This is a genomic window from Paenibacillus validus NBRC 15382 (assembly GCF_004000985.1).
Lineage (GTDB): Bacteria > Bacillota > Bacilli > Paenibacillales > NBRC-103111 > Paenibacillus_G > Paenibacillus_G validus.
The window spans coordinates 25,671-46,750 of the sequence record NZ_BIMH01000014.1 but is presented as its reverse complement, the minus strand read 5'-3'; the positions used below and the strand labels follow the sequence as shown (position 1 = coordinate 46,750).

The 21,080-nt window shown below is 54.2% G+C and carries 19 protein-coding genes; 4 read left to right on the top strand and 15 right to left on the bottom strand.

Going from position 1 to position 21,080, the window contains the following annotated elements:
• Positions 1 to 92: 92 nt before the first annotated feature.
• The 6 genes from PVA01S_RS11895 to lonB all read right to left on the bottom strand — a co-directional run bounded on the left by PVA01S_RS11895 (position 93) and on the right by lonB (position 7,301).
• Positions 93 to 623 (bottom strand): S-adenosylmethionine decarboxylase, encoded by a 531-nt coding sequence (locus PVA01S_RS11895; RefSeq protein ID WP_127607776.1) that lies wholly within the window; start codon positions 621 to 623, stop codon positions 93 to 95.
• A gap of 137 nt (positions 624 to 760) precedes the next feature.
• Positions 761 to 1,162 (bottom strand): adenosylmethionine decarboxylase, encoded by a 402-nt coding sequence (speD, locus tag PVA01S_RS11890; protein WP_054796898.1) that lies wholly within the window; start codon positions 1,160 to 1,162, stop codon positions 761 to 763.
• Between the two features lie 371 nt (positions 1,163 to 1,533).
• Positions 1,534 to 2,121, bottom strand: coding sequence for a non-ribosomal peptide synthetase module (locus PVA01S_RS11885; protein WP_174817579.1), 588 nt, complete (start codon positions 2,119 to 2,121; stop codon positions 1,534 to 1,536).
• A gap of 333 nt (positions 2,122 to 2,454) precedes the next feature.
• Positions 2,455 to 3,123, bottom strand: a complete 669-nt coding sequence (yihA, locus tag PVA01S_RS11880; protein WP_127607775.1) for a ribosome biogenesis GTP-binding protein YihA/YsxC — start codon at positions 3,121 to 3,123, stop codon at positions 2,455 to 2,457.
• Between the two features lie 23 nt (positions 3,124 to 3,146).
• A complete protein-coding gene (lon, locus tag PVA01S_RS11875) occupies positions 3,147 to 5,483 on the bottom strand; it encodes an endopeptidase La (protein WP_127607773.1) in 2,337 nt (778 codons plus the stop codon).
• A gap of 111 nt (positions 5,484 to 5,594) precedes the next feature.
• Positions 5,595 to 7,301: an ATP-dependent protease LonB gene (gene lonB, locus PVA01S_RS11870; protein WP_127607771.1), complete on the bottom strand. Its 1,707-nt coding sequence runs from the start codon at positions 7,299 to 7,301 to the stop codon at positions 5,595 to 5,597.
• 147 nt (positions 7,302 to 7,448) lie between these two features.
• On the opposite strand from lonB, the gene PVA01S_RS11865 reads away from it, so the two are divergent.
• Positions 7,449 to 8,186 (top strand): N-acetylmuramoyl-L-alanine amidase family protein, encoded by a 738-nt coding sequence (locus PVA01S_RS11865; protein WP_127607769.1) that lies wholly within the window; start codon positions 7,449 to 7,451, stop codon positions 8,184 to 8,186.
• Positions 8,187 to 8,238: 52 nt separating this feature from the next.
• Here PVA01S_RS11865 and ispG read toward each other — a convergent pair whose 3' ends face one another.
• The 6 genes from ispG to PVA01S_RS11835 all read right to left on the bottom strand — a co-directional run bounded on the left by ispG (position 8,239) and on the right by PVA01S_RS11835 (position 14,422).
• The gene (gene ispG / locus PVA01S_RS11860; RefSeq protein WP_054796901.1) at positions 8,239 to 9,351 is read right to left on the bottom strand and encodes a flavodoxin-dependent (E)-4-hydroxy-3-methylbut-2-enyl-diphosphate synthase; all 1,113 of its coding nucleotides are present in this window, start codon (positions 9,349 to 9,351) and stop codon (positions 8,239 to 8,241) included.
• Between the two features lie 117 nt (positions 9,352 to 9,468).
• Positions 9,469 to 10,734: an ATP-dependent protease ATP-binding subunit ClpX gene (gene clpX / locus PVA01S_RS11855; RefSeq protein WP_127607767.1), complete on the bottom strand. Its 1,266-nt coding sequence runs from the start codon at positions 10,732 to 10,734 to the stop codon at positions 9,469 to 9,471.
• A 15-nt stretch (positions 10,735 to 10,749) separates the two neighbouring features.
• Complete coding sequence (gene clpP, locus PVA01S_RS11850; protein ID WP_127607765.1) at positions 10,750 to 11,340, bottom strand: ATP-dependent Clp endopeptidase proteolytic subunit ClpP; 591 nt, start codon at positions 11,338 to 11,340, stop codon at positions 10,750 to 10,752.
• Positions 11,341 to 11,590: 250 nt separating this feature from the next.
• Positions 11,591 to 12,880 (bottom strand): trigger factor, encoded by a 1,290-nt coding sequence (tig, locus tag PVA01S_RS11845; protein WP_127607763.1) that lies wholly within the window; start codon positions 12,878 to 12,880, stop codon positions 11,591 to 11,593.
• Between the two features lie 154 nt (positions 12,881 to 13,034).
• Positions 13,035 to 13,946: a hypothetical protein gene (locus PVA01S_RS11840; protein ID WP_127607761.1), complete on the bottom strand. Its 912-nt coding sequence runs from the start codon at positions 13,944 to 13,946 to the stop codon at positions 13,035 to 13,037.
• 134 nt (positions 13,947 to 14,080) lie between these two features.
• Positions 14,081 to 14,422 (bottom strand): hypothetical protein, encoded by a 342-nt coding sequence (locus PVA01S_RS11835; RefSeq protein ID WP_127607759.1) that lies wholly within the window; start codon positions 14,420 to 14,422, stop codon positions 14,081 to 14,083.
• Between the two features lie 299 nt (positions 14,423 to 14,721).
• On the opposite strand from PVA01S_RS11835, the gene asnB reads away from it, so the two are divergent.
• On the top strand, positions 14,722 to 16,566 hold the full coding sequence (asnB, locus tag PVA01S_RS11830; RefSeq protein ID WP_127607757.1) for an asparagine synthase (glutamine-hydrolyzing): 1,845 nt from the start codon (positions 14,722 to 14,724) through the stop codon (positions 16,564 to 16,566).
• Between the two features lie 296 nt (positions 16,567 to 16,862).
• On the opposite strand, the gene PVA01S_RS11825 is transcribed toward asnB, so the two are convergent.
• The 3 genes from PVA01S_RS11825 to PVA01S_RS11815 form a co-directional block, all read right to left on the bottom strand.
• Entirely contained in the window at positions 16,863 to 17,507 is a 645-nt protein-coding gene (locus PVA01S_RS11825) for an XTP/dITP diphosphatase (RefSeq protein WP_054796904.1), read from the bottom strand.
• Positions 17,488 to 18,249 carry a ribonuclease PH gene (gene rph, locus PVA01S_RS11820; protein ID WP_054800177.1) on the bottom strand — a complete coding sequence of 254 codons (762 nt, stop codon included), beginning with the start codon at positions 18,247 to 18,249 and terminating at the stop codon, positions 17,488 to 17,490. Before rph ends, PVA01S_RS11825 begins: the two co-directional genes overlap by 20 nt.
• Before the next feature lie 153 nt (positions 18,250 to 18,402).
• Entirely contained in the window at positions 18,403 to 19,443 is a 1,041-nt protein-coding gene (locus PVA01S_RS11815) for a GerMN domain-containing protein (RefSeq protein WP_054796905.1), read from the bottom strand.
• 191 nt (positions 19,444 to 19,634) lie between these two features.
• On the opposite strand from PVA01S_RS11815, the gene PVA01S_RS11810 reads away from it, so the two are divergent.
• Both PVA01S_RS11810 and PVA01S_RS11805 read left to right on the top strand, forming a co-directional pair.
• Positions 19,635 to 20,522, top strand: coding sequence for a sensor domain-containing diguanylate cyclase (locus PVA01S_RS11810; protein ID WP_054796939.1), 888 nt, complete (start codon positions 19,635 to 19,637; stop codon positions 20,520 to 20,522).
• Positions 20,519 to 21,046, top strand: a complete 528-nt coding sequence (locus PVA01S_RS11805) for a phosphatidylglycerophosphatase A family protein (protein ID WP_054796906.1) — start codon at positions 20,519 to 20,521, stop codon at positions 21,044 to 21,046. The genes PVA01S_RS11810 and PVA01S_RS11805 overlap by 4 nt, the downstream gene beginning before the upstream one ends.
• Positions 21,047 to 21,080 lie beyond the last annotated feature (34 nt).

Genomic DNA, 21,080 nt, shown 5'->3' with positions numbered 1-21,080 from the left:
GACAGTTCTGCCAATTTAGTTTCAACGGAAAATCGTTCCGTTATACTTCTGACGGTTAATTCTTATGTACCCGACCACCGCTTATTACATCTCTAGGGCAGCAGCTTCCGGTCGAGCAGCTCCGCCAGCGCCTTGTCGGCTTCCGTCAGCTTGGTGTTCTGCGAACTGACGACCGCGTCGCCCGGCGACATCAGGCTGCCGTAAGCCGCGAACAATGCTGCGAAGCCGCGCGCCGCTTCGGCAAGTGTCTGCTGCTCATCGGCTTTCAAAGGGCGCGTTCCGGCAATTTGAAGCCGCACCAAATATTGAAGCAGCTTCGAGGGCGCCTCCAGCTTCGCCAGCTTGCCTTCCCCGTAGGCTAACACCAGATGCTCGTGCGCGTAAGCCGCGGAATACGCCGCCTGCCGCAATGAATTGAGCCCGTCGGTATCTTTCGCTTTCGCGCTTTCCGTCAAATGACTGCCGAGCAGCTCCATCTGAAACCGCGCGACTTGATACAGCATTTTATCCGCACGCTCCACTGGCGTCCCGCGGCCGGCCAGCTCGACGATTTGCAGCCCCGACCATAATACAAGGACGCCCACGACGGCGTACATAAACCATTTTTTTCGCTGCCGCTTCATTTACCGGTTCCACCTTTCCCGCACCGGACAACAGGCGCCGATGCCCATACAAGCCTTCTCTGAGATTGTATGGGCCAAGCGAAAAAGAAATAACCTCGGAATTTGACCTCCGAGGTTACCATATATGCATTGCCTTATTATTTAACCAATTGCGCTTGCTTCAGAACCGGTGTTTCAACTTGCAGCTCGCCCATCCCGCGAACCAGCTTCTTCGCATGAACCGTCTCAGGCTTCAAAACGGACAGCATATGCTCGATTGCGAGCTGTGGATCAACCGTTTCACCGCAGGTGTAACAGTCAAGGGCCGCGAATCCTTTCTCAGGATACGTATGAATGGAGAGATGGCTTTCCGAGAGCAATACGAGAACTGTTGCTCCTTGGGGTTCAAATTGTTTGGATTGTACCGACAATACAGTTGCTCCACATACCTCAGCAGCTTCTACCATTTGCGCCTGCAACCATTCTGCATTGTTGAGAAGATCAAAATCGACTCCCCAAGTGTCTACAGCTACGTGTCTTCCGAAAGTTGAGTATTCCATCTTTCGGTTCCCCCTTCCTAGGAATAAAATGTTTTGAAAATTTCATCCGCTAGGACCTACGTCATTCACTTCTCGAGGGAATAATCTCTCGCAACATTCAATGTCCTGAGTGAATCCTGGTTCCTATTTTGTTTTCAACGAGAATAAAAATAACATCTATTGAACAGAAATGCAATACTTTTTTTATGAAGATTATTTCCATGTCCCCGCTTCCTCTGCGCATGACACCCTGTATTCGATGCCCTGAGCGGTGTGATCGCCGCGGAATCCGCCAACTAGCCCGCTTATGCACGGTTGAGCTGAATAAAAAAAAGAACCCTGATCCCCTGCTGTGTGCGCCAGGGAATCGGGCTCTCGGCCAATCCTGTATATTAAGCTTCAAGTACGAACAGTCGGTGTGTGAGTTTGTGCAAACGGCCGTCGATATGTTCGCGGATGCCGTTCTCTGCGATCTCGTTTCTCAAATCGAGCAAGCTGTTGATTTGAGCCCGGATGGCGTCGATCTCGGCTTCCACTTCGTTTTTGTTATACAACCGCTCCAACTGGCCGGCCGTATCGCGGTATTCGTAAACGATTTTTTCGGACGTTTCGGTATTTTCCGTAATCTTTACCACGGCGCCTTGCTTGTACGTATAAACCATCGTGTAGCCCGTGTAAATCCGGTGAACGATAGCATCGCCTTTGAAGACAGACACTGCTTTTCGCATCAAATTGACGATGTTTTTGTTATGAATGCGGCAGGTTCCTTGGCACACGTACAAGTTCATTTTTCGTTCGAACGACAGGACGATTTCTTCGCCCGCGTCATCCTGCAATACCACCTCTTGATTTCCGTTTTCGAGTACTTTGACTTGCATAGAAGCTCCATGATCTTTGAACATCCGAATAAAGCTGTCCATTTCGGCTTCCGTTAACTGTAGGCAGGTTTTGACATATTCAGTCGCTAACCTATTTGCCATAAAAATCCCTCGATTCATTTTTTTCGAACCATTTCGAACCATGCTGCTTGAGATTATTTTCGTTGCTCTATATACATTATACTACATATTTATTTAATATTCCTGCTAGACGAATTGTGTTTTTCGCCAGAATTCAGAAAATAATCCATTCTCCCGTGAGGAAGACGACGGAATGTTCAAAAAACTCGAGTTCCCTATCGATGTTCCGCAGTTCGCTCCCTGATGTAAGGAACGGGCACGGCCAAAACTCTTGGCCCGGGATAGGCCAAAAAGCCCCCGGCCATGTAGCGGCAAGAGGCTTTGTTTATAACGGGTACGAGGATACGCTTCGTTCTACTCGCCGTCGATAGACGGTTCTTTGACTTCGTCCTTGTCAGCGGCGTTCCCGGCCTTATCCGCCTGCTCGCCGGACGCAGCATAACCGATTCGCTGCTCGATCACGCTCCACAGCTCTTCTTTGCCCATGCCGGTTTCCGAAGAAAACAGCACGAGCGGGTCGGACTTGTCCGCCTGCAGCGTTTCCTTGATGATCTTGATATGCTTTTGCCACTTGCCCTTCGGTATTTTGTCGGCCTTCGTCGCGACGATGCAGATCGGTACCCCGTGATGCTTCAGCCAAGCGTACATCGCCTGATCGTCTTTGGAAGGCGGATGGCGCAAGTCAATCATATGCAGCAGCAGCTTCATCGGCTCGCGGTGCATTAAATATTGTTCGATGAACTTGCCCCATTTCTCACGCTCGGTTTTGGACACTTGAGCGTACCCGTAACCCGGCAAATCAACGAAATACAAATCGGAATTAATGCGATAATAGTTCAATTGCTGGGTTTTGCCAGGCTTCGAGCTTGTTCTTGCCAAATTTTTGCGGTTGATCATCCGGTTAATCAGAGAGGACTTCCCTACATTAGAACGCCCTGCCAGAGCAATCTCCGGCAAGGCATCGACAGGGTACTGACTCGGACCAACCGCGCTGATAATAAACTCAGCTTGATTGACCTTCATGTTCGTTCACTCATTTCACAAAGTTATACGCGCGCGGGCTTCACAAGCGCATGCTCGAGCACCTCATCCATATGCGACACCGGAATGAACGTCAGCTCGCGGCGGACGCTTTCCGGTATTTCTTCAATATCCTTCGCGTTATCCTTCGGCAGGATGACCGTGCGAATGCCTGCGCGGTGCGCAGCCAAACATTTTTCCTTCAGACCGCCGATCGGCAGCACACGGCCTCGCAGCGTAATTTCTCCGGTCATCGCCACATTCTTGGAAACCGGTATGTTGGTAAGCGCCGATATTAACGCCGTTCCCATCGTAATCCCCGCGGAAGGACCATCCTTCGGAATCGCCCCTTCCGGAATGTGAATATGGATGTCGAACTTCTCGTGGAAGTCCGGTTGAATGCGAAACTGATCGGCGCGGGAGCGGGTGTAGCTGAACGCGGCTTGCGCGGACTCTTTCATGACGTCCCCGAGTTTCCCCGTCAGCGTCAGCTTGCCGTTGCCCGGCATAACCGTCACTTCGATCACGAGCGTATCGCCGCCCACCTCTGTCCAGGCCAGACCGGTAACGGCGCCGATTTGGTCACGTTCCTCCGCCATGCCGAAGCGGAATTTCGGAGGTCCGAGAAAGTCCTGCAAATTATCCGGCGTCACGTGTACGGAGGCGGTGCCGCCGACCACCTGTTTCGCCGACTTCCTGCAGACGGAAGAAATCTGCTGCTCCAAATTGCGCACGCCCGCTTCACGCGTGTACTCACGCACGATACGCATCAGCGCAGATTCTTCGACGTGCAGTTGGCCGTCCTGCAACCCGTGATCGCGCTGCTGCTTCGGCAGCAAGTAATTTTTCGCGATATGCAGCTTCTCGATTTCCGTGTACCCCGGAATATAAAGCACTTCCATCCGGTCGAGCAGCGGCCGGGGGATATTATGCACAGCGTTGGCTGTCGTCACGAACATGACGTTCGACAAATCAAACGGCACTTCGACGAAGTGGTCGCTGAACGTGCTGTTCTGTTCCGGATCGAGTACTTCGAGCAAAGCCGAAGCCGGATCGCCGCGGAAGTCCATCGCCATCTTATCGATCTCGTCCAATAGAAAGACGGGATTGTTTGTACCCGCCGTCTTCATCCCTTGGATAATCCGGCCCGGCATAGCTCCTACATAGGTGCGGCGGTGACCGCGGATCTCCGCTTCATCGCGCACGCCTCCAAGCGAGATGCGTACAAATTTACGGTTGAGCGAACGGGCGATCGAGCGGGCAATCGACGTTTTGCCGACGCCGGGAGGCCCGACGAGGCACAAAATCGGCCCTTTCAGCTTCTGGACCAGCTTCTGCACGGCCAAATACTCCAGCACCCGTTCCTTTGGCTTCTCCAAGCCGTAGTGGTCCTCGTTGAGGATCTCTTCCGCTTTGCGGATGTCGAGGTCCAGATCGTCATTCCCCGCCGGCGACCAAGGCAGGCCCAGCAGCCAATCGATGTAATTGCGGATGACCGAGCCTTCCGCGGATGTCGCCGGCATTTTCTCCAGCCGGTCAATCTCCTTCTCGATCTTCTCGCGCACCTTCTCAGGCACTTCGCTTTGCGCCAGCTGATTGCGCAGATCGTCAGCTTCTCCGGCCCGGCCTTCCTTGTCGCCAAGCTCCTTCTGGATCGCTTTCATCTGCTCGCGAAGGTAGTACTCCTTCTGCGTCTTCTCCATCTGCTTCTTGACGCGCTGGCTGATCTTCCGCTCCAGCTCAAGCACTTCCCGCTCGTTGTTGAGGATGCCCAGCAGCTTCTCCAAACGCTGCTTGACGTCGACCGTTTCCAATATTTCTTGTTTATCTTTAATTTTTAACGATAAATGACTGCAGATGACATCGGCCAGACGGCCGGGCTCATCAATGTCCGACACCGCGGCAAGCGTCTCGGGCGTTACTTTCTTGGACAGGTTGATATAGTGTTCGAACTGGTTCAATACCGTACGCATCAGCGCATCGATCTCCGGGTCGGACGTTTCCTGCTCCGCCAACTCCCGGATGTTCACTTCATAGTATTCGTCGTTCGTCAAAAACTCAACGATTTCTGCACGGATGACGCCTTCAACCAGCACGCGGATCGTACCATTCGGCAGTTTCAGCATTTGCCGTACTTTCGCAATGGTCCCGATGCGGTAAATATCTTCGGTCTTCGGTTCCTCGATGTTGACTTCGGACTGCGAGCACAGCAGTATCATGCTGTCGTCGACCATCGCCTTCTCGAGCGCACGAACCGACTTCTCTCTGCCGACGTCCAAGTGCAGCACCATACTCGGGTACACCAACAGACCCCGCAGCGGCAGCAGCGGCAAGCGGCGCATCTTATGTTTGCTCGGTCCCATCCGCGAGCACCTCCAGACTATACTAACTTGCGTGTGAATTACATTTTAACAAAATTAAAATCAAAACACCAATGAGGGGCGGTTCGATCACCCCTCATGGAAAGACGCTCTCTATTCGAGCGCATCAGCGTGCAAAATCGTAACGGAAGCCGGCGACATCGCATCCTGCTGCGGCAGCGCTTCAGGTTCGGACGTTACGGCGAACCGAAGCCCGAGCGAATGAAACAACGCTTCCTCCACACTATCTACAGGAACGACCTCAAGCCCGTTCAACCCCGCGAATATTTCCTGCCAATTTTCTTTCGGAATGATCACTTTCGTAGCCCCCGCTTGAAAAGCAGCCTCCACTTTAGCGACGACGCCGCCCACCGGCTTCACTTTACCGTGGATGCTCATTTCGCCTGTCATGGCAATATGGTTATCCACCGGAATTTGCTTAATCGCGGAAGCGATGGCAACGGCCATCGAGATTCCGGCCGACGGACCGTCAATAGGCACCCCGCCGGGAAAGTTGATGTGCAAATCATAATCGTTCGGCTTCAATCCCAGACGCCGCAGGACGGTCAGCACGTTCTCCACCGAGCCGCGGGCCATGCTTTTGCGCCGCAGTGTCCTGCTGCCGCCGCCCATCTCCTCTTCGTCGACAACCCCGGTAATGGTGAAGCGTCCGGCTCCAGGCGCGGCTGCAGGCATCGAGGTGACTTCGATGTCCAGCAGCATGCCAAGATTCGGACCGTATACGGCGAGTCCGTTCACTAAACCGATTTCCGGACGGCTGTGAATTTTTTTCTCGGGACGCGGCGCAATTTGCGAGCTGTTGACAACCCATTCCACATCGGCGGCCGATAACTCCCTCCGTTGGTCCGTTAGCGCCATCCCCGCAGCCAACTGGATGATATTAACCGCTTCGCGGCCGTTGGTCGCATACTTCTTCACGACTTCAACGGCGGCCTCATTGTCGGGGAAGCCGATTTTCTTTAGTGCCTTGGCCGCAATCAAACCAATTTCCTCCGGCAGCAGCGGGCGGAAATAAATTTCCAGGCAGCGCGACCGAATCGCCGGCGGCAGCTCCTGCGGATTGCGCGTCGTCGCCCCGACAAGGCGGAAGTCGGCGGGCAGACCGTTTTGAAATACATCGTGAATATAACTCGGTACATTCGTGTCCTCAGAGTTGTAGTAAGCACTCTCCAAAAACACCTTGCGATCCTCCAGCACCTTTAATAATTTATTCAGCTGATGCGGATGCAATTCACCAATCTCGTCAATAAACAATATGCCGCCGTGCGCCTTCGTCACCGCCCCCGGTTTCGGCTGCGGAATCCCCGCTACGCCCATCGCGCCGGCGCCTTGATAAATCGGATCGTGCACCGAGCCGATCAATGGATCCGCGATGCCTCTTTCGTCAAAGCGGGCCGTCGTCGCATCGATCTCGGTAAATTTGGCGTCCGGCCGAAACGGCGACTCCGGATTTTTCTTCGCTTCCTCCAGCACGACTCGTGCAGCGGCCGTCTTGCCGACGCCCGGCGGCCCATAGATGATCACATGTTGGGGATTGGCTCCGCACAGCGCCGCTTTAAGCGCCCTCAGCCCTTCCTTCTGGCCGACAATGTCCTCCATCGCTTGCGGCCTTGTTTTTTCAGCCAGCGGTTTATTTAAGGAGATGTTCCGCAGCCTGCGAAGCTTCTCCAATTCTTTTTTCGACTCTTTATCCACCGCTGAACGGTTGGTTTGTTGGTTGCGCAGCAAATTCCAAAAATACAAGCCGATGACAATGGCAAAAAACAATTGAATCACCATCAAAACTACACTGATACTCATCCCACGGATCGACCTCCCGTTACTTAATATATTTGGTAGTATTGCCCTCCGTTGGTAGCATTAATCCCCCTATGCGCAATCTTTTTCGGGGAAGCTATGGACGATGCGATTTGCAAGCATCGTACACTCGGAAGAGGATGGTGACTGATGATGAAACAACGCGTTAGGGCCTTGCTTTACGCCGTAATTTTAGCGATAGCCTCGGTTTGGCCTGCCTCGCCGACCGCAGCCGGCTCCGTTCTTCCGGATTCGTTCTTACTGCCTGAAATCAAAACGGATCACCCGGCTATCTCGGGGGTTGACATTGTCATAGACGTCGGTCACGGCGGTATCGACGGCGGGACGTCCCACGGCTCCATTCTGGAAAAAAACATCAATTTGGCCATCGCCCAAAAAACGTATGAGGCACTGCGCCGCAACGGTTATTTGGTATTGATGAACCGGATGAACGACTATGCGCTCAGCGGCGAGAACCTTTGGCTGCGCAGCCGCTCCCGGCATATTAAAGACTTGGCCCAACGCAGCCATCTGGCTAATGAAGTAAACCCGAAGCTGCTGATCAGCCTTCACGTCAACTCGGCCCGCAACGCCAATACGCGCGGAGCGCTGCTGCTTCATCAAAAAAACGAGCAAAGCAAATCGCTCGCTGCCGCCTTGCAAAGCCGCTTAAACGAATTGTACGGAATCTCGAACGATGCGGTATACGGACGGACGTATTACCTTCTCAAGCATACGAACGCGCCCGCCGTTATCGTCGAGATGGGCTTTCTGACCAACGCGTCGGATCGCGCGTTCCTGACCAATGCTGCCGGCCAACAAGCGATTGCCGACAAAATTGCCGAAGGCGTCGTGGCTTACTTGAAATCCGCTGAGCAGCCGAATTGAACGCGCAAAACACGCAAAAAGCGTTCCAAGGATTATCCCTGGAACGCTTTGTTCACTTTACGCCAGCATGATGTTTTCTTCCGGGAATTTCCCCGGTTCGTTCGTAATGCTCCACGATGAGGTCGATTTCTTTCTTCAGCTCGGACAACAGCTCCGCTTCCGGCACTTTACGAATCATCTCGCCGTAGCGGAATAACATGCCCTCGCCCCGCGCGCCGGCGATGCCGATGTCGGCTTCGCGCGCTTCGCCGGGACCGTTAACCGCGCAGCCGAGCACCGACACTTTGATCGGCACCTTCAGCTTAGAGATGTAATCCTCCACCTCATTGGCGATCGAGAACAAGTCGATGTCCAGTCGGCCGCATGTCGGGCACGATATGAGGGTAGCGGCGTTGGTTATAAGGCCGAACGACTTTAACAGCTCGCGACAAACCTTCACTTCTTCAACCGGGTCGGCGCTGAGCGAAATGCGGATCGTCGATCCGATGCCCATGCTGAGCAGCGCTCCGAGTCCGGCCGCGCTTTTCACCGTACCCGAGAACAGCGTCCCCGCCTCCGTGATCCCGAGATGCAGCGGATATTTAAAGGTCGACGCCGCTTGCGTATAGGCGGCAATCGCCATAGGCACGTCCGATGCTTTCAGCGAAACGATAATATCCCGGAAATCGAGCTCCTCGAGAATTCGAATGTGGTATAAGGCGCTCTCCACCATCGCTTCAGGTGTCGGGTAACCGTACTTCTCCAGCAAATGGTTCTCGAGCGAACCAGCATTCACGCCAATACGGATAGGAATGCCGCGCTCCTTGCAGGCTTTCACGACCGCTTCGACCTTCTCCCGGCGGCCGATATTGCCCGGATTGATGCGCACTTTGTCGATGCCGTTCTCAATCGCCATCAAAGCCAGACGGTAATCGAAGTGAATATCGGCGACGAGCGGAATCGAAATTTGCTTCTTGATGTCTTTAATCGCTTCTGCCGCTTCCTTATTGTTTACCGTCACGCGCACAATTTGGCAGCCCGCATCTTCCAGACGGTGAATTTCCGCGACGGTCGCTTTTACATCGGCCGTCTTAGTCGTGCACATGCTCTGAATGATAACGTCATTGCTTCCCCCGATGGTCAAATTGCCGACTTTAACCGGTATCGTTTCCCTTCTGTGGAACATGCGTTTTCTTCTCTCCCATGATACCAAACATCCTCCGCTCCGCTGACGGATTTCGCCTGACAAGAAGACGATCCATCAACGGATTGGAGGTGTCCGGTTTTTTTAGTATACGTGCGCTTACGCGCTTTCTTCTTTTTTCTTGACCGGCGGCGCATCGGCAGCCGTTATCGGCGGCGCGATTTTCGCTTGAACGGCATCCTTCGTGACGAGGCATTTGGACGATTCGGTGCGCGAAGGCGCTTCATACATCACTTCCAGCATAATGCCTTCGATGATGGCCCGCAAACCGCGGGCTCCGGTATTCCGCTTGATCGCTTCCTTGGCAATTTCTTCAAGCGCCTCGGAATCGAATTCAAGCGTCACGTTGTCCATCTCCAGCAGTTTCTGGTATTGCTTCACCAGTGCGTTCTTAGGCTCTGTCAAGATACGCACAAGCGCAGCTTCATCAAGCGGCTCCAGGGTGGAGATGACTGGCAGACGACCGACGAACTCGGGAATCAAGCCGAATTTGAGCAAGTCTTCCGGCAGCACGAGCGACAAATATTCACCCGGTTTCAGGTCGGCTTTGTGGCCGTCCGTACCGAAGCCGATCACTTTCTTGCCGATACGGCGTTTGATGATCTGCTCCAGGCCGTCGAACGCCCCGCCGCAGATGAACAAGATGTTCGTCGTATCGATCTGGATAAACTCTTGATGCGGATGCTTACGGCCTCCTTGCGGAGGAACGGAGGCAACTGTGCCTTCCAAAATTTTCAGCAACGCCTGTTGGACGCCCTCGCCGGATACATCGCGCGTAATCGACGGATTCTCGGACTTGCGGGCCACTTTATCGATCTCATCGATATAGATAATGCCGCGTTCCGCTTTTTCCACGTCGTAATCCGCCGCTTGAATCAGCTTCAGCAAAATATTCTCGACGTCTTCGCCTACATAGCCGGCTTCCGTCAAAGACGTCGCATCGGCGATCGCAAACGGTACGTTCAAAATTTTGGCCAGCGTTTGGGCAAGCAGCGTCTTACCACTGCCCGTAGGGCCGACAAGGACGATGTTGGACTTTTGCAATTCCACGTCCTCGCCTTTGCTTGCTTGAGAGTTAATCCGTTTATAGTGGTTGTATACCGCGACGGACATGGACTTCTTCGCTTGCTCCTGGCCGATGACGTAAGAATCCAGAATGGCGCGGATTTCTTTCGGCTTCGGCACGTCCTTCAAGTCGAGCTCTTCCTCGTGACCCAACTCTTCCTCCACGATTTCGGTACAAAGCTCGATGCATTCGTCGCATATATAAACGCCGGGTCCGGCGACCAGCTTACGCACTTGTTCCTGCGACTTGCCGCAGAAGGAGCATTTCAGCTGACCTTTCTCATCGTTAAATTTAAACATGGGATCACTCCTTTTCTAAGTCAAATCACTCCGAGTGATAACCGCATCAATAAGCCCGTAAGCTTTCGCTTCTTCCGCGCTCATGAAATTGTCGCGGTCCGTGTCGCGTTCGATTTTCTCGTAAGGTTGACCTGTACGGTTCACGTAGATTTGGTTGAGCTTTTGCTTCGTCTTAATGATCCAGTCAGCGTGGATTTTAATGTCCGACGCCTGTCCCCGAACCCCGCCGAGCGGCTGATGAATCATCACTTCGCTGTTCGGCAGCGCAAATCTCTTACCCGGCGCGCCTGCCGTGAGCAGCAAAGAGCCCATGCTGGCAGCCATGCCTACGCAAATCGTCGACACGTCCGGCTTGATAAACTGCATTGTATCATAAATACCCATTCCGGCAGTAACTGAACCGCCCGGCGAGTTAATGTACAAGCTGATATCCTTCTCGGAATCTGTAGCAGCCAAAAACAACAGCTGCGCAATAACCAGGTTGGCGACGTCATCGTCAATCGCGCTTCCCAGAAAAATAATGCGATCCTTCAGCAAACGGGAGTATATATCGTAAGATCGTTCTCCGCGTCCTTCCTGTTCCACTACCATAGGTACTAGAGTCAAATGTCCCAACCCCTTTACGCCAAAGTGCCTAACCTTTTACGCCTCAACCAACATTGTAACACGTTTGAAACCCAAAGTCATATTCCGCTGCCCCATGCTTGTTTTCCCGCGACGTTCCCGGGCTTCCTTGCCCGCCCTGCGGCTATTGTCACCAAGGTCTGCCCTATGTATGTATAGCGTTTGAAGGTAAAACAAAGGCACGCATGAAGGTACACGTGCCTTTGTTAACTATGTGCGCCGTTCGCGACGCTTAAGCCGTTTTGCTGTTGTCTACAAGGAATTTAACCGTTTTGCGGGCTACGATATCTTGCACCAGTGTACCAAGCGTACCGTTGGAAGCGAAAATGCTGCGAATCTCGTCCGCGGAACGGCCGTACATTTTGGACAAGCTTTCAAGCTCGGCTTCGATTTCTTCTTCCGAAGCCTCAATGTTTTCCGCTTTCGCTACCGCTTCAAGCACCAGGTTGTTGCGTACGCGTTTTTCCGCATCGCCTTTCATTTGGGCTTTCAAGTCGTCGGCGCTTTGACCGGTGAACTGGTAGTACATTTGGATGTTCATGCCTTGCGTGCGCAAACGGTTTTCGAATTCTTTCACCATTTGCTCCGCTTCATCATCCAGCATAACTTGCGGGATTTCCACTTGGGCAGCGGCTGCCACTTTCTCGACAACTTCCGCTTCTTTTTTGCTGTTGAGCTCGTTTTGCTTGCGTTCCTTCAGCTTCTCGGCAAGATCCGCTTTGTACTCGTCAAGCGTTTCGAATTCGCTTACGTCTTTAGCGAATTCATCGTCGAGCGCCGGCAAGTTTTTACGTTTGATGTCGTGCAGCTTGATTTTGAATACAGCTTCTTTGCCTTGCAATTCCTCGGCCTGATAGTTCTCAGGGAACGTGACGGTGATCTCTTTCTCGCCGTCTTTGGCCAGTCCTACAACCTGCTCTTCGAAGCCAGGGATAAAGCTGCCGGATCCAAGTTCGAGCGAATAACGCTCGGCTTTACCGCCTTCGAACGGTTCGCCGTCGACGAAGCCTTCGAAATCGATCACGACCACGTCGCCATTCTCGGCTACGCCTTCTTCAACAGGCACAAGCTCGGCATGACGTTTTTGCAGTCTTTCCAGCTCTTCGTTGATTTCTTCTTCCGATACGGATGCATCGCCGGCTTCAACCTCAATGCCTTTGTACTCGCCAAGCTCCACTTCCGGCTTAACGACGACTTTCGCTTTGAATTTCAAAACCTGGCCTTTACCAAATTGCTCGACGTCCACTTCAGGACGGTCGACCGGAACAATGCCGGTTTCTTGTACAGCCGCCACATAAGCGTCCGGTACAATAATGTCAAGCGCGTCTTGATACAAGCTTTCCACACCGAATTTCGATTCGAAAATCGCGCGCGGCACTTTGCCTTTGCGGAAGCCCGGGACGTTCACTTTTGCTACAACTTTCTTAAATGCCTTGTCCAGAGCGGCGGCCACCTGTTCCGCATCCACTTCGATATCCAGAACGCCGACGTTCTTCTCTATTTTTTCCCAACTTGCTTTCATTTTATGCCTTCCCCTCCAAAAATGTTCCTTCGCGTATTTTTTCACGTGCGGCTGCCAGCCTCCGATCATTCGGACAAGCCCGCCCATATAACCATTCTATTATAACCATAATGAATTTCGTTTTCAAGGTATGGATCAAACGGAATCGAGAGAGTTACAACCTCCGCGTAAATACGGCCGATGCGAAATGCTGCATAATCCGATACGACTGCTCCCACTGAAAAGAAAGCTCGGAGGTGATTCCGTAAAGTTCCATCAATTCGGCCTTATCTCCGCCCTCGAAAACATGCTCAAGCAGCGTCAGATGCAGGGCGGCCGCCCACACATCCACACATGCGGCGTCCTGCCTGAGCATTTGCCGGTAAGCGGACGTACCATAAATGTAAGCAAGAAATTCGTTCCACATCTCGCTGGCGAAATACGCCAGCGCCGGGTGGTTCATTTCGCTGATTTCCTGCACGCGGGCGATAATGTCCTGGATTTGCGAAGGAAATCTTTCGAAATTTTCAGGCGTGTCTTCGATGTCGCAAATGACGTCTTCGCCGTTTTTCCGGATCGAAACAGAGCCCGCAGCTCCCCGCTTCTTCAACGTCTGCAGCGTTTTGAACTGGATCAGGGGGTGAAGCTCCTCCTCCTCCAGCCATCCGGTCAACGTTTCGTCGATCCCGGGGTGCTCGAGAAACGCAAGCTGGTCGAGCGCCAGCATCAGCTTATCGGGCGCATGCTGACTGCGAATGCTCTCCAGCAGCCGCTGCGCGTAGGCTTCGCTCTGCTCGCCCTTCGCCAGCATTTGCTGCCGCAGCAAATCGGACTCGCTCTCATCCTCCTCATCCGGTTGGTCCTGATTCTGCAAGGCCATATCCGGAAACATCATCTGCAGCCATCCGAGCAAAGATTGCCATTCCTCCCGCGCGGTGACATCATCCGAACGGCAGCCCAGCAAAAAGCGAAGCATCTTCATCGCTTCGGCGTATCGTTCCGCTTCAAGCAGCCGAGTCAGCTCGTATTGGTAGTACTCGACGGTTTTCGGAAAAAGAATCACGTTTTCATGGGGCAGCGAATTCATCAAGTCACCGCCTTTCCTCGGTACTTTCGTCTTTGAAAGCCAGTGTACCGGAATTTGTTGGCGAAAGCAAAACTTCTATCCGCCATGCAAAAAAGCAGCCGGAGTGCGATCCCCGGCTGCCGTATGTAACAGGCCTATTCCATTTTCATGGCGGCTTGAATCAGCTGCGCTTTAATGTTCGGATTTTGATCGATGAATGCGTACATACGATCGACGGAATCTTTGTTTTTCAAATAGTCGCGCTCATTCTGAATCATTTCGTGCGACCATTCAAGCAGTGCCTTCTCCGCAGCCCCGAGCCGGTTTAAAGCGGTGTGCAGCCCCGTATCCTCGACCAAACGCTCCATCACTTCCTGAGTGACCTTCCCAAGTTTCTTGGTCGTAGCCAGCTTTTTCTCAAATTCGCTGTTTGCTTGTTGGAAAAGCTCCTTGGCTTCTTTATATTCCTTTTGCTGCTCAGACATTGTCCTTTTCAATGTGACGACCACCTTTCATGTTGATCCATTCCACCCTGCCCTCGTCCTAAGGATAGATTGGGACAAAACCAGCCTTTTCTATTCACGGAGAAGTTGGCGGGACCTACCAAGTAATTACTGTTCTATTAGTGTAGCTTGTCCGAAGCCTTTTGTCCAATCTGTACCTGTCAATTTCGGATTGTCGAAACGAAGCGGACAGACATGAACCGCCCCCCGCCCGCATAACCTTTATCATCTTGCTGTCGCCTGCGAAGGCCTAGAAAAGCCGCTCACTTATGAGACCAGAGAGGATGAGACGTATGTGTGGCATAACGGGATGGATTGATTGGAACCGAGATTTAACCCAGCATCCTTCCATTCTTGTCAATATGACGGATACGCTGTCGCTGCGCGGACCGGACGCATCCGGGACGTGGATCACTCCGCGATGCGCACTCGGACACCGGCGCCTTAGCGTTATGGATCCGGCGAACGGCTCCCAACCGATGACGCGCAAATACGGCGACAATACATTCACCGTGGTGTATAACGGAGAGCTTTACAACGCCCCCGAATTGAAGAGGGAGCTGGAAGCGAAAGGCCACCGTTTTACTACGACGTGCGATACGGAGGTGCTGCTCGTTTCGTTTATTGAATGGGGCCGCGCTTGCGTAGACCGTTTTAACGGCATTTTTGCATTCGCAATATGGGAAGACGAGGAACAAACGTTGTTTCTCGCCAGGGACCGGCTCGGCGTCAAGCCGCTGTTCTACTCGCATTCCCCGGGTCGGCTGCTGTTCGGCTCGGAGCCGAAGGCGATTTTGGCGCATCCCGATTTCCCTGCGCAGATCAACGGGGAAGGGCTCGCTGAAATATTCGCCGTCGGACCGGCGCGCACGCCCGGCCACGGGATCTATAAAAATATGCATGAGCTCAAACCCGGCCATCTGATGGTGATGGATGCGAACGGCATTCAAATACGCGCCTATTGGAAGCTGGAAAGCAAGCCGCATGAGGACGACGTGGACACGACGGCGGCCACCGTGCACGATTTGCTGAAAGACACGGTAATCCGCCAGCTGGCGTCCGACGTGCCGATCTGCACCCTGCTGTCGGGAGGTCTCGATTCCAGCGCGTTAACCTCGTTCGCCGCGGCCTATTACAATGAGCAGGACCTCGGTACGCTTCATACGTACTCCATCGATTATGTCGACAACGATAAACACTTCAAGGCGAACGTCTTCCAGCCGAATGCGGACGCCCCGTGGATCAAACGGATGACCGAATACCTGGGCACGGTTCATCATTATAAGGAATTCGATACCCCGGAGCTCGTTGAGTCGCTGAAAACGGTCGTAGCGGCCCGCGATATGCCGGGGATGGCCGACGTCGACGGCTCGCTGTACTTGTTCTGCCGGGAAATCAAGAAGGACGCTACGGTCGCGATATCCGGCGAGGCCGCCGACGAAATCTTCGGCGGGTATCCCTGGTTTCACCGGGAGCAATCGCTTAACGCGGATACGTTCCCTTGGGCGCTGGCCACCCCGGACCGCGTGTCGCTGCTGGCGCCGGACTTCGTGGACTGGGTGAAGCCGGAGCAGTACGTGCATGAGCGCTACCGTCAAGCCTTATCCGAAGTGCCCCGGCTCGCCGGGGAAAACCAGCAACAAAACCGGATGCGCGAGATGTCGTATCTGAACATCACCCGCTTCATGCCGACGCTGCTCGACCGCAAAGACCGGATGAGCATGGCTGTCGGCCTCGAGGTTCGGGTGCCGTTCTGCGACCATCGCCTCGTCGAATACGTCTGGAACATCCCCTGGGAGATCAAAACGTCCGGCGAACGGGAAAAAGGCATTCTGCGCAAGGCGCTTCGCGGCGTGCTGCCGGAAGACGTGCTCGGCCGCAAGAAAAGTCCGTACCCCAAAACGCACAACCCGAACTACTTGGCCGCCGTCCGCAGCTGGGTGCTTGAAATATTGAACGATTCCTCCTCGCCGCTGCTCCAATTCATCGACGTTGCCAAAATCCGCGCGCTCGCGGAGAACGACAACGGCGCCTTCAACCTGCCGTGGTTCGGCCAGTTGATGACGGGTCCGCAGTTGTTCGCCTATTTGGCGCAGGTGGATACGTGGCTGCGTCAGTATAAAGTCGCGATTCGTTGAGGAACACCGACCCGATTGGCGGAAAGCGATGCCGGTCGGCGGGGCGCTCGGGAGGGCCCGGCGCGATGCGCTGGGCGGCAGCTAGCCGCGCCTGTTACGGGCGCGTACTTTTCCAAAAAAGGCGAGTTTCCGCAGCCGCGGGAACTGGCGGAACCGCAACACAAATAGCGGAACCACCGTACCTTATTTCACCCGAAACCGTGCCGGAGCACGGATTTTCGAGAAATAGAGTACCAGAGTTCCGCTATTTGGTATACCCATAAATAAACGGCGAAATAAGGCATCGTAATGCGGCTCTAGCCCTGCTTGTCCATGGCCTGCCACAGCTTGCGCAGCGCTTGCCCCCGGTGGCTGAGCGCGTTCTTCTCTTCCATCGACAGCTCAGCCATCGTGCGGCCGAGCTGCGGGATGTAAAACAGCGGATCGTAGCCGAAGCCGTGTTCGCCTCTCGGCTCCGCCGCAATCGCGCCGTCGCATTCGCCCTCTACCGCCGCAAGGACTGTCCCGTCCGCGTCAACGAACGCCATCGCGCAGACGAACTTCGCGGCGCTGAGCAGCTTCACGCCGCCCGGATTCGCGGCAGCGCCGGCCGTCGCCCCAAGCTGCCCGAGCTCGGCGAGCAGCTTGCGGTTATTCGCCGCGTCGTCGGCCGGTTCACCCGCATAACGCGCCGAGTAGACGCCGGGGGCGCCGTTCAGCCGCTCCACGGCGAGACCCGAATCGTCGGCGACGGCAGGCGCGCCGATAGCCTTCGCTACCGCTCTCGCCTTGATGAGCGCGTTCGCTGCGAACGTTTCGCCGTCCTCCACGATATCCGGAATATCCGGATAATCCCGAAGGCTTCGGACGGCGATTCCTCGTTCACCGAACAGCGCTTGAAATTCCTTCACCTTACCGGCGTTCTTGGTGGCGATGACCACCTCAGGACCGGGAAGCGGCATGCGAATTCCCCCTTATCCGATCTGCGATCGGCCCCAGGGCTTGCTGCTGTTCCGCGATCATCGCCTGGATGCCCGCTTCGGCTAAAGCGAGCAGCTCGTCGAGCTCCTGGCGGGAGAACGGAGCTTCCTCGCCGGTTCCCTGCACTTCGACGAACTTTCCTTGACCGGTCATCACGACATTCATGTCGACCTTGGCTTTCGAATCCTCTTCGTAATTCAGATCGAGGCAGGCGGCGCCTTGAATGATGCCGACGCTGAGCGACCCGAGAAAATCGTTGATCGGAAAGCGACTCAAATTTTTCTCCCGCGATATTTTATCGATCGCGATCGCCATCGCGACGAATGCACCCGTAATCGACGTCGTTCGCGTGCCGCCGTCCGCTTGAATCACGTCGCAGTCAAGCGTAATCGAGCGTTCGCCGAGCGCTTCCAAATTAACGACAGAACGCAAGCTTCGGCCGATCAGACGCTGAATTTCCATCGTGCGGCCTCCCAGCTTGCCTTTGGCCGACTCCCGCTGATTGCGAACCGTCGTAGCCCGGGGCAGCATCGAATATTCCGCCGTCACCCAGCCTCGCCCTTGTCCTTTCATAAAAGGCGGCACCCGTTCCTCAACCGTCGCCGTGCAAATGACCTTGGTGTCTCCGACTTCGATTAATACGGACCCTTCCGCATGTTTATTATAGCCCGTCGTAATCCGGACCGGTCTTGCCTGATCGGCTCTTCTCCCGTCGCTTCTCATGAACTCGTCGAATCCTCCTTTTACTTTAACGTACCCATTGTACCAAACGCTTCCTGGAAAACCAAACGCCTGATGACCGGCCGCGTCAAAGAAAAGCGCCCGATCCCCGAGGCGTCGAAGCTTCCGGAGAGGGCGCGGCTTGCGGCGAAAGCCCTATAATTTATTCGGGTTGACCGTCGAAGGGCGGCTGACCGGCTTGGCATAACTTTGATTGTCGGTTCCGTTGACTTTGGCATCGCCGTTCACGAGAATTTGCACCTTCGTGCCGGTCCCGGCATTTTCGGTAATCGACAGAACGACCGCCTTCAACGCTTCAGCCGGCGCTTTGGCATCCGGTCCGAGCACTTTGTCAGAGAAGTTGACGGTGATCACGTCGGACGACTGACTGACGCCGAGCAGCTCGCTGCCCGCGTTCAAGACGGCTTCAAGCCCTTTGCTTTGATCCGGTCCCGCGATCAGCTGCTGTACGACCGCTTCGGAGATTTGGTCTGTACGTTTAATCAAACGGGTAACCGGCACATAATACGGATACTCTTCTTGGTTTTGGCTCAGGAAGTACAGCGTGACCGGCGTCGTCTGCCCGTACTCAACGCCGTCCGGCTTCTCAATGTTGATGCCCATTGTGCGGGACAGCGGCTCGTCGAGCGGCGTTCCGCCAACCGGCATCTCTTTGATCGCCGTGCCTTCGACCCGGATTTGCACCTTATCGACAGTCGGAAATCCGGTCACGGTCCACGTTACGGCTTCCAATATTTTACGCTCGTCCTGCAGGTTGTAGTCGTTAAAGGCTTTGGAAAAGTCGACAACCGCGAGCTTCTGATCTTTGATAATGTTGATGCCCTTGACCTCGGTGCCTTTGGGCAGCAGCGCGCTGAAGCCCGCAGGCAGACGTCCCTCGGAAGGACCGCCTTCGACCATATACTCGAGCGCTTTCTTCGCTGTGCCTTCGGTTTTCTCCACCTGCAGCGAAATCGGGGCTACGAACCCTCGCTCGTCTTTGGCGTACACGGTCAGCTGCATCGGATTGGCGATCTCCGCGGACGGCTGTACACTCGTCGTTTTCGCTTCTATACCGCTCGGAGGCTGGTCGATGGGCTGCGATTGTTCCTTCGTGTCCAATAACGAGCAGCCTGTCGTCACAACCATGACAAGGCCGGTAACGGCGGCCCACCGGATCCACTTATCCTGTTTCATTTACGTTTCCTCCTTGGTATTGGGGTGTTGTCCGTTTACCTCTATATATACGGGAGGAAGACAAGTTTATGCCTGTACTTTGTCCATTTTGAGCAGAAACTTATTTGCTTCCAAAGTCGCATATTATCTTGATTTAACTAGCCCCCGAAACCTATAATAAAGGAGAGTTTTTCCAAAAAGAGGTGATTCCGATGGAAAACCGTCTCCCCGATTCTTTCACCGACCGTCTATACCGGACAGCCGTTCAGCAATCGCCGGACTGGTTGTGGCTGTTTGATGCAGCCGGAACGCCGATCGGCGTCTCTCCTGCTCACAATGCGGGCGAGCCTTTATATGCCAAGGTATTCGACGGGGATTTACAGGGGCTTCAAAACGCCTGCCAGGTGTTGCTTCAGCAGTCCCAATCCTTTGTCATGATGTTCCGCATCTTCCTGCCCGACGGCAAGCTGCTTTGGCTGGAAGCCAAAGGCTACCCGCTGAACCACGACGGAGCCTGTGGACAAGCCGCTCTATCCGCGAAAGACATCAGCTCCTATAAGCAGCAGGAAGAACGGCTTACTCGTCTTGCCTATCATGATGCGTTAACGGGGCTTCCTAACCGCCGTCTATTTCACGATCGATTCACGCAAGCGCTGCATATTGCGAGGCGCTATCATCATAAACTAGCCCTGTTGTACTTGGATTTGGACGATTTTAAGCGCATCAACGACACCTACGGGCACGCCATCGGCGATGAGCTGCTCGCTACCGCCGCCTCCCGTCTCTCCCATTCCATACGCGAGCCGGATACGATATGCCGGATGGGCGGGGATGAATTCGTTGTGCTGCTGCAGCAGTTCGAACTGCGGGAGGATGTCGCCAAGATCGGAAGGCGCATTGCAGAGGTGCTCAGCCAGCCGTTCGAGCTGAGCGGCCAACAGATCGCGATTACAAGCAGCATCGGAGCTGCTTTCTACCCGGAGGACGCCCCTGACGCCGATTCGCTCCTCCAGTGCGCCGATATCGCCATGTACGCGTCGAAGCAGCAGGGCAAAAACGACTTTCAGTTTTACACGCAGCCCAAAGGAGGATCCGCATGACCTACAGCTTGAACAGTCAACAAGTAGCCGAGGCTTCCAAGCAATGGCTGCAGGAGCGCGGCGTTCGTATCGAAGATATCGCCGAACTTACGTTCTTACTTCAGCAAAATTATTACGACACCTTGACGATCGAAGAATGCCAAACAAGTGTCGAGCAGGTGTTGTCCAAACGCGAGGTGCAGAACGCCATCCTGACCGGCATTCAGCTCGATATTCTCACCGAAGAAGGAAAGCTGCGTTCCCCGTTGCAGGAAATGATCGAGAACGACGAAGGCCTGTACGGCTGCGATGAAATTTTGGCGCTGTCGATCGTCAACGTGTACGGCAGCATCGGATTAACGAACTTCGGGTACATCGACAAGCTGAAGCCCGGCATCGTCCAAACCTTGAACGATAAATCCGGCCCGCACAAGCATACGTTTCTGGACGACATCGTCGGCGCAATCGCCGCCTCGGCCAGCAGCCGCATCGCCCATCGCAAGCAGGAGGAAAAAGAAAAGAAGGGCTTGCTCCCTCCTTCCTGACGAATTGAAAACGGCGCTTTCTCTTTGCGAGAAA